The organism is Wolbachia endosymbiont of Cardiocondyla obscurior (genome assembly GCF_902713635.1).
In the GTDB taxonomy this organism is placed as follows: Bacteria; Pseudomonadota; Alphaproteobacteria; order Rickettsiales; family Anaplasmataceae; genus Wolbachia; species Wolbachia pipientis.
Window position 1 is genome coordinate 1 of sequence record NZ_CACTIU010000132.1, and the last position, 431, is coordinate 431.

Annotated in this window: 1 protein-coding gene; it reads left to right on the forward strand. The window is 39.2% G+C overall.

The features are described from left to right. The coding region (locus tag WOCAOBSORBRA_RS06110; RefSeq protein ID WP_174516164.1) for a transposase at positions 1-326 on the forward strand (326 nt) is incomplete at its 5' end. Positions 327-431: the final 105 nt, after the last annotated feature.

A 431-nucleotide genomic window follows, 5' to 3' on the forward strand; every position in this document is an offset into this window, starting at 1 on the left:
CAGCCTTAAGTGGAAGAAAGATAGTTGTTCCGTTAACCTTTGAAGGCCACTGTAATATGGATGTTTTTAATGGATGGGTTGAGCAATTTTTGACACCGATCTTGGAACCTGGACAGACTGTCATTCTTGACAATGCTACTTTTCATAAGTCTGATAAGATTATCGAGCTTGCTAAAGGGGTTGGTGCAGAAATTTTGTATCTGCCGCCTTATTCTCCAGATTTCAACAAAATTGAGCATCATTGGTTTGCTATAAAAAACAGAGCCAGGAAAAACATTCCTCTATTCGAATCCTTTCGTCGTGCTGTTGATTCTGCCTTCCTATGACCTGTTCGGACTATTATGAGAAATGCTATACTACATAAGGCCTAATTTCCGGAAGATCAACTTTTTGGTGAACATAAGGTTTTTCGCATATTACAAGCTCTCCTC